This window comes from Bradyrhizobium sp. C9, from assembly GCF_002532045.1.
In the GTDB taxonomy this organism is placed as follows: domain Bacteria; phylum Pseudomonadota; class Alphaproteobacteria; order Rhizobiales; family Xanthobacteraceae; genus Bradyrhizobium.
Window position 1 is genome coordinate 65,884 of record NZ_NWTG01000017.1, and the last position, 12,403, is coordinate 78,286.

The 12,403-nt window shown below is 57.7% G+C and carries 11 protein-coding genes and 1 pseudogene; 8 read left to right on the plus strand and 4 right to left on the minus strand.

Annotation, left to right across the window (positions count from 1 at the left end; genetic code table 11):
• Positions 1–744: 744 nt before the first annotated feature.
• Positions 745–1,221 (plus strand): hypothetical protein, encoded by a 477-nt coding sequence (locus CO675_RS40180; protein WP_143279151.1) that lies wholly within the window; start codon positions 745–747, stop codon positions 1,219–1,221.
• 298 nt (positions 1,222–1,519) lie between these two features.
• On the opposite strand, the gene CO675_RS41810 is transcribed toward CO675_RS40180, so the two are convergent.
• Positions 1,520–2,008, minus strand: a complete 489-nt coding sequence (locus CO675_RS41810) for a calcium-binding protein (protein ID WP_143279152.1) — start codon at positions 2,006–2,008, stop codon at positions 1,520–1,522.
• Positions 2,009–3,344: 1,336 nt separating this feature from the next.
• On the opposite strand from CO675_RS41810, the gene CO675_RS41600 reads away from it, so the two are divergent.
• Positions 3,345–3,617, plus strand: coding sequence for a DNA ligase-like domain-containing protein (locus CO675_RS41600; RefSeq protein ID WP_245452946.1), 273 nt, complete (start codon positions 3,345–3,347; stop codon positions 3,615–3,617).
• Between the two features lie 562 nt (positions 3,618–4,179).
• Here the strand turns inward: CO675_RS41600 and CO675_RS40690 are convergent.
• On the minus strand, positions 4,180–4,404 hold the full coding sequence (locus CO675_RS40690) for a hypothetical protein (RefSeq protein ID WP_158231315.1): 225 nt from the start codon (positions 4,402–4,404) through the stop codon (positions 4,180–4,182).
• Between the two features lie 1,300 nt (positions 4,405–5,704).
• Between CO675_RS40690 and CO675_RS27655 the strand changes: the two genes are divergently transcribed.
• From CO675_RS27655 to CO675_RS27670, 4 genes and pseudogenes are all read left to right on the plus strand, one after another.
• Positions 5,705–6,484, plus strand: coding sequence for a hypothetical protein (locus tag CO675_RS27655; protein ID WP_245452947.1), 780 nt, complete (start codon positions 5,705–5,707; stop codon positions 6,482–6,484).
• A gap of 189 nt (positions 6,485–6,673) precedes the next feature.
• Positions 6,674–7,061 (plus strand): annotated as a pseudogene (locus tag CO675_RS41605) (Rossmann-fold NAD(P)-binding domain-containing protein); the annotation flags it as partial.
• Positions 7,062–7,403: 342 nt separating this feature from the next.
• The gene (locus tag CO675_RS27665; RefSeq protein ID WP_097674988.1) at positions 7,404–7,727 is read left to right on the plus strand and encodes a helix-turn-helix domain-containing protein; all 324 of its coding nucleotides are present in this window, start codon (positions 7,404–7,406) and stop codon (positions 7,725–7,727) included.
• Positions 7,702–8,979: a type II toxin-antitoxin system HipA family toxin gene (locus CO675_RS27670; protein WP_097675048.1), complete on the plus strand. Its 1,278-nt coding sequence runs from the start codon at positions 7,702–7,704 to the stop codon at positions 8,977–8,979. Before CO675_RS27665 ends, CO675_RS27670 begins: the two co-directional genes overlap by 26 nt.
• Before the next feature lie 16 nt (positions 8,980–8,995).
• Here the strand turns inward: CO675_RS27670 and CO675_RS27675 are convergent, their stop codons facing one another.
• The gene (locus CO675_RS27675) at positions 8,996–9,382 is read right to left on the minus strand and encodes a hypothetical protein (protein ID WP_143279153.1); all 387 of its coding nucleotides are present in this window, start codon (positions 9,380–9,382) and stop codon (positions 8,996–8,998) included.
• 951 nt (positions 9,383–10,333) lie between these two features.
• Here CO675_RS27675 and CO675_RS40695 point away from each other — a divergent pair.
• Complete coding sequence (locus CO675_RS40695; protein WP_158231316.1) at positions 10,334–10,507, plus strand: hypothetical protein; 174 nt, start codon at positions 10,334–10,336, stop codon at positions 10,505–10,507.
• Positions 10,508–10,533: 26 nt separating this feature from the next.
• Entirely contained in the window at positions 10,534–10,758 is a 225-nt protein-coding gene (locus CO675_RS27685; protein ID WP_097674991.1) for a hypothetical protein, read from the plus strand.
• Between the two features lie 254 nt (positions 10,759–11,012).
• Here CO675_RS27685 and CO675_RS27690 read toward each other — a convergent pair whose 3' ends face one another.
• Complete coding sequence (locus CO675_RS27690; protein WP_097674992.1) at positions 11,013–11,930, minus strand: NAD(P)-binding domain-containing protein; 918 nt, start codon at positions 11,928–11,930, stop codon at positions 11,013–11,015.
• Positions 11,931–12,403: the final 473 nt, after the last annotated feature.

Sequence of the window (12,403 nt, forward strand, 5' to 3'; positions counted from 1 at the left end):
TCCAAAGCGTCTCCTATCTGTTTTGAGAACAAAGTCTGCTGCAGGCCCGCCGAGCACGTACCCCCAAGGGTTCGTGGCCGGTTCAGTCGCAGGCGGCGTCGGTAGCTAGAGACTGGGCTCGAATGCTAGGACGGTTGGCTTTCGAGAAGCTGACGAGCTCGAGACGAAAAAGTGAACTCCGCCCCGGTTTTCCGTCTCGGATGAGAACGCTCCATTTGGATGGCCAGCCTCGTTCGAACATACTCGGAGCGAACGTCCGACAAGGAGTGGGAGCACGCATTTCATGTGCCGAAGCCTGCAAATTTGGTGGCTGCTTCCAATTTCAATAACCGGCGACACCCTTATCGTTCATCGGTCTTCATTCGGCTGAAAAGGACCAATCGAGGTGGGGTAGCTACCGGCGCAGATGTAGCGGTCAGCCGAAGGTGGAAAGAGCGCGATGCAGAAGCAACGTTCGAATCGGAATGCGATGAGAAGTCGTCGGGCCGCACGGGAAAGTCTTGAGTTAGCTGCTCCTTTTCGGCAATCAGCCGAACTCGTTCGGAGAAAAGAGCGAAGAACGGCTAACCCTCGGCATGCCTCCCAGAAGCGCAATCTATCCGCTCCACTCTCGTAGCCGAGCTGGCTAATCATGATTGGCTCGCCGCCGACGATCAGGCTGAGATAGCCGCTTCGCCGAACGAAATGAACCCGCGGGGGGGCAAACAGATTGAACATATCGTCTATAGAAGCGAGTGTTCGGCCGTGAACCTACGATACGTGACGCCGCAATTGTGGTGGGGCCAGATCACACATAAAAGCAGAAGCCCTCGCTCCGTTCACGCGCTCGATGATCTGGCTAAAATCTGGTGCCTCGAACAGGTTATCGGTGTCGCTCCGACGAAGGCCGCCATGCAGGCTGTAATGGAGAGTGAAGACATAGGCGTATGCCGTGCACGCGCTTTCGTTGAAGTGCTTTGCATTGCCACCGCCACCCTCGTCCGCTACCAATGCGTTCGTGATCACATTTACAGTGAGGGTGCAGAGCGCAGTCCAGATCAAGCCCGCTGGCGTGCCGCTCCCGCGGTTCCGCCATGGCGCAAGCTGCGGTCAGTTTGCACGATTCGCCCTTCGCGTTCCCGACACCACGAAATTCCGCACGGCCTGAAGGGGATGGCGATCAAGTACAACAACGAAAGAGATCCAGCCCTGCGCAGCGGCTTTGCTGAGCGGCAGACCTGACGCCCGCCGCGAGCGCCAACTTGGGTCAGCCGTTCGCATGGCGACGAGATGTCGCTTGGTTCCAGCACCTCTGCATTGATCCGGTGCAGGAACGCCATCGGCGGCCTCGGTGTCTACCAGGCTACATGCTAATTTGCGGAAACATGGCGATCTGCCCGGATCGCCATGTTTCTGCTCATTGGGAAAATGTTTGACCGTCGGCCGAGGGCGATGGCCGTTGCCCGCCGGCAGGATGGCGTGCCAACGCGGATCGCCGTGCCCCTGCGTCATGTTCGGCCGACAAGGACAACCGCGAGGATCAGGTGGGCTGATCGGTGATATGCATGATTGAGAAATAATTGTCCGGGTGATGCAGAACATCGTCGGCATTCACATGTGAGAGCGTGATCGAATTGCCCTCTCCGAGATCAACGACCGTGGTATCAGGGCCAGCCGCCTTGATGTGACTGGCAAGATCGGCAAGCGTATGAATGCCGGTGTGATTGATCCCGTCCTCAATATTCAGTTTATCTCCCGCCGTGAAGTCCATCACGAAATCCTTGCCGTTCCCACTCGTGAACATGAAGTTGTCGTTGCCCTGATTGCCGAACAGAACATCGTTGCCCTGACCGCCGTACAGAAAATCGTCGCCTGCACCACCATGGATTGTGTCGGCTCCCTGATTGCCTTCCAGCTCATCATCGCCCCCACCGCCGGAGATCAAATCGTTCCCGCCTAGACCCTGAATAAAGTCGCTATCAGCAGTCCCAACGATGTGATCGTTGGTGTTCGTACCGCGGAATGCCATGTCATATTCCTTCGTCGTGTTTGCCAGGGGAGCCGTCGCGGAATGATCAGGCTCGCGCTGATGGACATACACGTCGGATCTGACGGAAACCTGACTTGGCTATGCCGTTGCAACACGTCATGCAATGGCGAGCTATTGTGCAAGTGGTTTCGATAGCCTAGCGGCTCACACTTCTAATGCCGCATGATCAAATTTGTACGCGAAGTAGCGAGGTCGGTCCAGGCAGGTGTACAGGACAATACCGGTCGTATCTGGGTACGCGGCGAAGGCTTGATCACGTAGACCGGCACTATTGGCAAACAGGCAAGTTCGTGCTTGGGCGCTGTTCTCTCCACGTGGCAGACTGGACTTTTGCGAGGATGGCTTCTGTTGGCGGTCCAGCGTACCAATGCATTCTAGCGGCGGCACCGGAAGTGCTGCAATTCCAGACCATCAAAGATCGAGAAGTTCTGGTGCTTTGATTGTTTGTTTTTGTAATGCCGTTCGCCATGCGGCGCACGCTTCCATGAGTCGCACCTGGCAGTGAGGGGGCGCGTCAGCTTCTCGACAGCTAAATCGGCTAGACTGGAAACGTAGAAGTATTTTGTCCCTGCAAAGCGACGTCAAACTGACGGATTGGGATGGTCCGACCTGAAGACAAAACCGTTGGATGGTCCGAACGTCTCGCGGACGCACTACGCTACGGATCGCTAGCGAACCGAATCCCATACAGGAAGCCGGCGGAAGGATGAGTGGGGAGGATCCGGAAGGAACATTTGTCCTGCCGATCTCGAAAGAGATGATGTCGGCCCGGCCCTTGGCGCGCGGGGGGCGCGTCTGCACGGTGTAATAGTCGGCCTGGCCCGAGCTCGTGGTGAACGACTTCTCGGCGTTGACGCGATAGTACGTCGCCGTCGCGTGCGGCTTTGGGCACATTGTACCACCAGTGCCCGCCGGTGGCGCATTCGCTGGTGGAGTAAAGTCCCGAGGAGGCCGCCACTGCTCTCGGCGGATAGCGGTTCGGCGATCCGGCTCGGCCCCGGCATCACATCTACACCTGTGGGCCATCCAGTTCGAGGCAAGAGACACAGAACACGTACCCTCTTGTTATGGCTCCGATCGGCCGGATGCACTAGTTCCAGCCCGAAGTTGGTGAGAAAAAGAGTGAATTCGCGACCACACCTAAGGCCGCCAGTACTAGCGAACTCAACAGTGGTTTGGACGCGGCGGCGGCCTGCTGTATTCGCTCCTGGCGATCGATCAACCTTTTTATCCTTCGCCCACGCACCGAGGCCCGGCGGGGCGATAGGCCTCCGCGACGAGCCAATCGATTAATGAGCCGTCGATCATCTCGTTGATGCGCGATGTTGTCGCCGCTGTTCCTTTCTCTGGCGCGCGCTCTGGGAGCGAAGGGGCTAAGGCTTACACGAGTAACTGTCTCGACTGGATCAAGCGGTTCTCGCTCATCGTCCCGGCGTTTGACGTTCCCGGCCAGGCCATCGTTGACGGCGAAGTAGCGGTCGTCCATGAGGGGCGGACTAATTTCAGCGAATTGCAGGCCGAGCTCGGCCGGGGCAGCCAGGATCGTTTGCTCGGCTACGCCTTCGACCTCCTGTGGCTGAACGCCTAGGACTTGCGGACGACGCCGCAGATCGAGCGCAAGGCCATGTTGCAGGGGCTATTCGACACCTGCCAGCTCGAACCGCCGGTTTCTTTTCAGTGAGATGTCGAGGGTGATGGACAGAAGCTGTTCGAACACGCGGCGAAGCTTAATACGCGGGCATTATCTCGAAGAAGATGGACGCGCCGTACCGCTCCGACCGCAACGAAGCCTGGCTGAAGGTGAAGACCGCCCGGGGAGTTTCCGGTTATCGGATTTATCAAAGACCCCACGAGCGTCGCCGCGCCGAATCTCGGAAAACAGGAGGGCAAAGAACTGGTCCACGTGGGCAAAGTCGGGACCGGTTGAAATCGGACAACGTCGAGCAAGATCCGCAAGGCGCTGGACAGTGTAATTAGTCCAAAAAGTAAATTGAGTAAGCCGCTCAAGAACCCAAAGCCACCTGGGGTGAGCCTGTTGTTACAGGCGGAAATCGAATGCCGCAGAATGACCTCCAAAGTCTTCTTCGCGCGAGTTCGCTCAAAGGATTATCGCGGTCGTAACCTAGGTTGTGGAAACGATCATTATAACTTCATACGCTCATCGCAAAGGTGAGCCTCAACGCTCCCGAGAAAATACGGAGCGCGTTATGAAGAAAACCAGAAATAGAGCGAAGCAAACCACATCGCTGCAGGACCGGCTCAATGCGTTTGCCGACGATATCTTCCACAAGGCAGCGCGGCTTCCGCCAGGCGTCGAGCGCGACCAGCTGCTGAAGCGTGCGCGCACGGCGGAGATCGCAGCTGACATCGATCAATGGGTATCGTCTTCGGGTTTGCAGTCGCCAACATAGGGCTTGGAGACTTCTCCTCCTCCAAGTTCTGTAAGGGCCCTCGTATCCGGCGGGGGCCCTTCGTTTTGGGAACGATCTGCAGTGTTTTAGGACCATGGCACACGCCCTTGTAGAAAATGCAGGCGGTTGGGCACTTCGCACTGGCCGGCGTCGACATCTGTCTGCCTCCCATGTGTATCAGATGGCAGATCTGAAAATCGACCCGATCGACCGGAGGATCAACAAAAGCGCAGATGTGCTGTTGGACAAGCTCCATGCGAAGCTGAGCGGGGGCCTTGTCAGCGAACCAGGTTGAGCGTGTCGCATATCGCGCGTGACCTCACGTATATCTCGAAGGCGTACGTCAATGATGAAGGCCCTGCGTAGGGGGGCCTTCGAATTTAGGCGTATACCCGCCAGTCCGTATTGAGCCATCAGGGCGTCAATTGGAATGTTCCACTCCTTGCTAAGGGTGCGGATTATTTCCAGCATTAGAGGTCGAATTCGGTTCAGTATATTAGACGCGCGATTGCGCCCGGCAGGATTGCCGAGTGCGGCTTGAGATTTGCCCATAGAATCGCAAAATGGAGGAGGTCCACCGGATCGCCGTGTGCGGTGGAGAAATGCCCGTCCTCCGATTCCTCAATGAGCGAGGAAAGCACTTTGAAATGATGGCCGTCGGGGCGTGCCAGGAGTGGGCACTGCCTCGAAAGAATGGGTTACTCTGCCTGAAGATGCTGGGGTATCTGCGGCATCCTCCGGCAGAGCGAACCGGGAGAAAGCATGCCCCTCGCGCAACACGAGGCCTCGGTCGCATGTCCCCCCGAAGTGAAACCGAGATCTGACGGCCCGCTCGTCGCAACGACGCCGATTCAAACGGCGTCGATGACGCCGGCACGGAGCCTTCATCCGGGTCTGAACTTGCTGAAAAACGCTTGCGCAATCGATGACCTCTCGGCGGCACCTGATGTTGCCACGGATGGTCCATGAGTGGAAAGAAACAAGACGGGCCCAAGTCGCAAAGCAAACAAAGCGGACCCAACGAATACGAATCGCGGACTGTTACTGTGGCACGAAGAATGCAGGGCCTCGCAATGCACAGGGCGCCCTCACGTGGGCACGGCCACGATCGCAAGTTGAGGCCATGGCTGGCCACTGAAGTTGGTGATCCCTGGGACTTAGGCGGGAGAGGGCGCCTATTGGTGTAGATCCCGGCGGCCTGTATCACGCCGCCGAAGAGCCAATAGCGGGGCGCGCTAGGAGGGACATGAAGGGCCCTAGGCAAATGAACGCAGAGAATAACTTCGCGGCGCGGCTCATTGACGCCGGACGCCTCGCAGCAATAGCACGTACATGCGGCCTGAAAGCTGACGTCTCATATTATGTCAATGAGGCGCTCAAGGAGCTTTGGCGAAGCAGGTCTCCTGAAGAGGCAAAAAAGATTGCAGCGCGGTGGGTCTTGTGGGACGCAGATGGAAGGCCATGGCCGCGCATGCCCCCGCTGGAAAACGTGGTCTCGTTCCACCGCACCGCTGCGACGCCGGTCGTGAAGCCGCCGGCGACGCCATTACAGGTAATCCGGGATTGGTTCGAAAAGCAGGATGAAGAGATACGACGCGAAATCGCTGGCATGGCGATGCTTTTGATCTTGGAATTTCGCGGTCCTCCCGAAAATGGCCGCCAAGAGCGGTGTGGATATCTCCGGCGGTGGCTGAGCCAAGCGGAACTACCAAACCATACGGTCATTGGCCGCGCTTTGACGTTCCGCACGTGTTTTGAGTATTTCGCGGAGAGCAGGTTCACCGAGTCGGGTTGGACGCGGTCCGAAAGAGCCGCTTTTAAAATTCTTGAAGATGCCAAGCGCGACCCGAACTCCGAAACTGCGCACCTGGCTCCGATTGCCAAAAAAATGCTTGATGCTTTGCCCGCTCGAAAAAGCCGCTGGATCGAGGTGAGGAAGTCCTGGAAACAACTTGCCGGTGCCAGCCTCACACCGCGAGCCCTCAGGGTTTGGAGCGCCTTGCACATGGAGTGGGGGAGGCGGGACTCCAGTCGGGAAGTGTAGCGGTACAGCCGAACGACTTTAGCGAGGCTCCAATGGCGGTCCGTGGGTCGGCGGAAGTTTATCAATCGAGAAGTACGATGTCGGTACTACTACTGCGGTCAATCTCGGGCGTGGCGCGTTCCGGTCGGATTCACCCAAGATGAAATCGGGCGTATCTCTATGCGTTGCACGCGACGCTAAGGGATCGGCTATCTCAGCAGCGGGCTGCATCGTGGCGGGGGAAGGCTCGTTGGACGACCTTGATTGGACGAAAAGGTCTTGGGATTCGGCCAGAGCCTACGCCGAGAGCAAGCTGCACGTCGTCGCGCTTGCGTCCGCGCTGGCGCGACGCTGGCCAAGCGTCCTAAGCAACGCGGTCGATCCAGGCTGGGCGCGCACGAAGATGGGTGGCGCGGGCGCCCCGGTAGATGTCGAACGGGTCAGAAGACGCAAGCCTGGCTGGCCGTGAGCGACGATCCAGCCGCGCTAGTTAGCGGTCCGGCAGCAGGAGCCGGCCAATGAGGCGACTGATCCGAGCTTCCAGGACGAACTCATCGATGGGTTGGTCAAGCTGACCGGAGTAAAACTACCGGCGTAGGTAACCAGCGTGGATCTGCTCTGGGGCAAAACCGCCCGCGGCGGCGGCGTATTGCCTGCACTGAAAAAAATATGAAAAAATTCCTTGATTTTGGCGTGTCGCCGGCGCCGTCGGGGGACTTTGCTCTACAGCCGTTTGGCTGGGCGGCGGGAGCCGTGGAAGTCCACGCGGACGCTGGTCGCAGGTTGCTTTAGGTATTGAGGAACCAAGCTTGGCCTTGAAGATATGTTTGAGGATCATTTTCTTGTTAAATGATATGTAAACAGATCAAAGTATTGACAACGGAGGCGACAAATGATACCTTCTCGTATCTTATAAAAGAAAAAGACACGTAAACGGATCATGCAGCGGAACTCGGAAGCAACCCAACAACTAGGACGCCTCCTCCGGGATGCAAGAAAGCAAGCGGGCCTGACTCAAGAGCAGGTGGCCGAACGCGCAGGCATTTCCCGGCCACGTTACCGCGATATTGAGCAGGGCAACGCCGCTGCGCGGGCGACCACGCTGATTAACGTGGCGCGCGCTCTTGGCATGGAGCTAATGCTGATCCCACAAGCCATGGTACCCGGCGTCAACGCACTCCTTCGGCCGTCCGAAGACGAGGACCGACCAGCGTTCACCACCGATATGGATGATGATGATGAGCACCCGGGTCCGCGCCGCTAATACCGTCCAGTCGCTGGACGTGTTCCTTCAAGACCTCAAGGTCGGAACGGTCGTGCGTACACCAGGCGATTTCAACGCCTTCAGTCTTGACCCGGCCTATCGAGCAATGGCGCGGCCTCCGATATTGAGCCTTTCGCTCCGCTCCGCCGATGGTGGCCTTCGCAAGGATCCGAAGCCGGCAGCCCATATGCTGCCCGCGTTCTTCGCGAACATGTTGCCCGAAGACAAGCTTCGCGAGGCGATGGAAAAGCACCACGCGGGAGCAGTGAGGCAAGGAAACGATTTCGACCTCCTGGCGGCGCTTGGCGAAGACCTGCCAGGTGCAGTGCGCGTCGTGCCGAGCGACGGCAGCACCACGATGGCCGCTCAAGACAATCCAAGTGAGATCAAAGCGCGGTTTTCCTTGGCGGGAGTTCAGATGAAGCTCTCCGTGATGAAAAACACGGGCAAGGGCGGCGGACTGACTTTGCCTATCGGCGACGAGCAAGGTCAGTACATCGCAAAATTCCCCTCGACCAATCTTGTCGGATTGTCGGAAAACGAATTCGCCATTTTGGCGCTGTCCGAAATCCTCGGAATGGATGTACCGGAATGCGAGCTTGTCGAAAAATCCGATTTCGAGGGAATTCCCGAAGAATTCAACACATTGTCGACCGGCAAGGTCTTGCTGGTGAAGCGTTTCGACCGTGGACCCAAAGGTACCCGAATTCACATCGAAGACTTCGCTCAGATCTTTGGTCGGCAGCCATCCAAGAAATACGATGACGCATCATACCACGACATCGCCTCCGCGCTGAACGTGGCGGTTTCGACCGACGCCGCGCTCGAATTCGTTCGCCGACTGGCACTTGCCGCGCTCGTCGGCAACGGCGACATGCACTTGAAGAACTGGTCCACAATATATCCAGGTGATGGTTGCACTCCTGCCATCGCCCCCGTGTACGACGTCCTATCAACCACCGCTTATTTTCCGAAGGACGATATGGCGCTCTCTTTGGGAGGAGAGAAATCCTTCAAAGCGCTTACTCCGGACCGCTGGCGAAAGTTCGCCAATCGCGCGCGGCTACCCGAACCGGCGGTCATCTCGGCTGTCGAGGAGATCGTATCGTTGGTGAACGACCATTGGTGGCAGCTCCCAGAGCGGGAAGTCGTTCCGGCCGCTGTTCTTAGTAAGATCGATGCCAAAATCGAGGAGATGAGCCCGGTTCTAGATCCCGGCCACGTTCCGAGGCCTTCCCTGGCTAACCCCTGAGCATGGTGCTGCCCATCTAGATCCGGGGTCGCGCTGATTGCGCTTCTGAACGCTCCACGTACTTTGCGTAGGCCCGGCGGATTCGGTTGTCGTCGTCTTCGCCGGTGTGGATCTTTTGACTTCGTTCCCCAAAGGCGGCGACTGCGATCGCCGTATCGAAGACGCTTTCCAGGGTGTCGCCATCACAAAAGGGAATAGCGACTGCCCCGAGATACTCGTCCCGCTTCCGCTTCTCGAGCCCCCACATCTCGTATTTCAGCGAAACCAGCACATGGATGACGTCGTCTTCGACTGCAGTCGGCTCAATCGCATAGAAGCGGTGGTCGCTTCCACAAACAAGATCAAACTGAATTGGCTTGGCGATCTTCTTCACAAAGTAGGCTGCGATATCGGTGGCTCTCATCGTCGGCACTCCTGCTGCCGAAGAGTCTATGACCGCATCCTGCAAGACGCGAGCGAGGAAAATACGTCGGCGACAAGAAACGTGGTCAAAACTAAGGCCCTGAAAAGGTGGGCGCGGAGACCGGTGGCGCCTCGCGCGATCGTTAAAATTGAAGGTGTCGCGGTGAGAATTGACGCCGGTACATCTCGTCGAAGATAATCCGTCGCTTTTCGAGACGATTGATGCCTGAAGCTTTCAAGGATTCGTTGACGAAGAATCGACGGTTGCCCCGTCGGGATCGCCGTCGGCGGCCCCGGCTTAATCTTCTGGAAGCCTAAGCAAGAGCAGAAACGGCACAAAGCGAGGGGGGCGACGGATGCCGAGATTGGCTGATCAAAAGTTTGCGGCGCTGGTCAGGCAGGTGATGCCATCCAGGGTCGGAGAGCGGAACGTGCAGGTCGTCGACGATCACAAAGAAGCTTGTGTAATGTTCAACCGTAACGTTCCGCGCGTTCATCGAGACTGGCTAAGCGCCGTCTACGACACCGGATTGCATTTCTGTTCTTGAATATCATCCGCTGAGCTTGAAGAGGGTGCCGTGCCAAATTCTTTGAGGACCGGCCTCGCTTACCGTCGCAGATGTTTGGCAGGCTTTCACGGTCAAAAAAGGCTACAAAGGCCGCCTATCCGAGAAACAAGGCTTTCTGGCGCGAACCGCTAAGGGCGGCGGGTTGGCGTTCGCCAGCAATGCCGCCGCGGCGGAGATGGACGTTCTTCGCGCAGCCAGACGCGGTTTACGAACGGGCCCGTCAGGCGCGGGCTCGAGCTCAACGGGACGAGGACTATCAAGGTCTGCTGAGCAACCGCCTTGCTCTCTGGAAGTACGACGGCGCATTCCGTGTCCGTTGCGGGACTACGAACGGTGGCTGCCGAAGCAGACGCAAGCTTTACGGTGAAGACGGTGTCCCGCTTTTGGTGATCGAGCATGAGGCCTTTGATCTCGTTCCCTCATTGAACGACCGGGATCTTGCGGATCTGGTCTACCAATTGGACCGCGACGTCTCGCGCGCGCAGACCGAGGCAGACGACCGGTCAATAGACCAGGCATTGGAGCGGCTGGCCGAGTTGGATGCAGCTCGAGAGTAGGCGCCGGAAATGCCAGCGACGCGACGATGATCATCATCGTTGGCATGTACGAATGGGACCAACCGCTGAGCCGGCGCCGATCATCGGCGCCGCATGATCAGCATGGTGCTGCTGCTGGTCGGCATGTCGATGATGATCGCCCCGGCATCGGCTTCGGCATCGTCACTGGCACCATCATCTCCAGCGCTACCAGCAGCAGCACCACCAGCGGCAATACCATCCTCGCATCCCGATCGGCGCCGTCGGATTAGCCGACGGGCCCAGCGGCCGCTGACCATAGTTGCTATCACAACGAAATCGCGCACCGTACTCACGGTGAAAGCAGCGCAGCGTTAATGTTTGGATTCGAGATTTTCTGCCGATTTGAGGCGATCTGGCAATGACTTACAAAATCGAGTCGTTTTTAGGGCCCGGAATCGAGGCGCTCTTATAGCCCAAGCGAGTCGTTCTTAAAGTGGATTTCTTGCCCTGTCGGAACGTCAGTCATACGCCTATATCTTTAATCTCAATCACTCCGCGCAAGGCGGCATTCGTCGGAGCGACACTCGTATTCGCTCATCTTTAGAGAAAAAATCGGGCACGCAAATAGGCGCTCGCAGGTCTTGGCGGCCGGTTTGAGGCGTGGCGCGAGATCGCTCCACTCACTGCGAAGGTGATCTAGGACTTCCTGGCCGCCCCCGCTTAGACTCTCGAGCGCCGCGATCAGGCGCAAGCGGACTGTCGCCGCAAAAGGATTCTCCGTCTGGATCTCAGCAAATGTCTCGGGGTTGCCGCTCAACATGCGCCCGACTCCCGCCAGGAGAAGGTGATAGGGAGGCGGACCGACCTCAAGCGGAAATTCAGTGTTCTCGTCGCGAAGGATGCTTGCAAGCGAAAGGAGCAGCGCATGCGCAGCCAGCTGACGCTGCGCAAGAAGTCGGTCGTGAGCTTCAGCATCGAGCGCGACAAGGCTCGCATTCGTGCGTCGTAAAAGCTCCAGAAAGGCTTCGAGCCTCGGACCTGATCGATACGTGACCACCGCGACCGGACGATTTGCCCAACCGAGCTCCGGGCTGAACAGTGGATTGAGGCCAAGATACTCTACCTCGCGAGGTAAGTTGACCGCCCAGGAGGCAGGCCTCGTCTTGACCGAGAGCGTCTCGATCAACAATGCGTCGCCTTTGAGCCGCCGACAGGCGGATCTGAACGCGCCTCCTGCTACCGTGAACGGCAAGGCAAGAACGACAATATCGGACTTCGCAAGAGCGGATTCAGCCTCCAGCGTCAGGTGGATCGCATCGCTCACGATCAGGTTTTCATCTATTCTAGCCACCGGCCCATGGTCCACAAAGCGTATTGTTCCGCCGGACGTTACGAGAAGTTCGGCTAGCTTCAGCCCGACGCGTCCGGCGCCAATGATCGTCACTTGTGAACCTTGTGTCATCTGTTCCCGCCTGATCGTTATTTAAGTATTTGCGTTGCGTCACCGTTCTCGCGCGCTCAGCCATCAATTGTGGACCGCTCACTCGCAAGATCAATCACAATGCATGCCACGCCTGAACTTTCGCGGCCGTTCTGGCGAACAGTCCTCCTAGAGGGAACAGAAAACAATAAATCCGGAATCGGCATGAATTATATCAGAGCCGCTCGCTACGCCGTCGGTGCGCGGGTCGTGCAAGGGTGGACCGCCTCGAACGGAGTTTCGCACGCGAATCGAAGACGCCCCCTCGCAGCATAAGTTGCATCTGTCGCTCAAGTGACAGTGGGAGGATGCGATGGCACGTCAACCACGGCGCGAATCGAACGAAGAACAATGCGATCCAGAATGTTTCACGACGCACGCTGGTTCAGGGACTGGCGGTTTCCGCCGCCAGCCGTCATAAGCGTGATCTCTTGCGGAACGCTCATTCTTCATTG

Excerpts from the sequence above, each read along its gene's own strand:
- CO675_RS41810 (WP_143279152.1), bottom strand. The coding sequence starts at position 2,008 with ATGGCATTCCGCGGTACGAACACCAACGATCACATCGTTGGGACTGCT.
- CO675_RS27675 (WP_143279153.1), bottom strand. The coding sequence starts at position 9,382 with ATGAGAGCCACCGATATCGCAGCCTACTTTGTGAAGAAGATCGCCAAG.
- CO675_RS27655 (WP_245452947.1), top strand. The coding sequence starts at position 5,705 with ATGAACGCAGAGAATAACTTCGCGGCGCGGCTCATTGACGCCGGACGC.
- CO675_RS27670 (WP_097675048.1), top strand. The coding sequence starts at position 7,702 with ATGAGCACCCGGGTCCGCGCCGCTAATACCGTCCAGTCGCTGGACGTG.
- CO675_RS41600 (WP_245452946.1), top strand. The coding sequence starts at position 3,345 with ATGCGCGATGTTGTCGCCGCTGTTCCTTTCTCTGGCGCGCGCTCTGGG.
- CO675_RS27690 (WP_097674992.1), bottom strand. The coding sequence starts at position 11,930 with ATGACACAAGGTTCACAAGTGACGATCATTGGCGCCGGACGCGTCGGG.
- CO675_RS27665 (WP_097674988.1), top strand. The coding sequence starts at position 7,404 with ATGCAGCGGAACTCGGAAGCAACCCAACAACTAGGACGCCTCCTCCGG.
- CO675_RS27685 (WP_097674991.1), top strand. The coding sequence starts at position 10,534 with ATGATCATCATCGTTGGCATGTACGAATGGGACCAACCGCTGAGCCGG.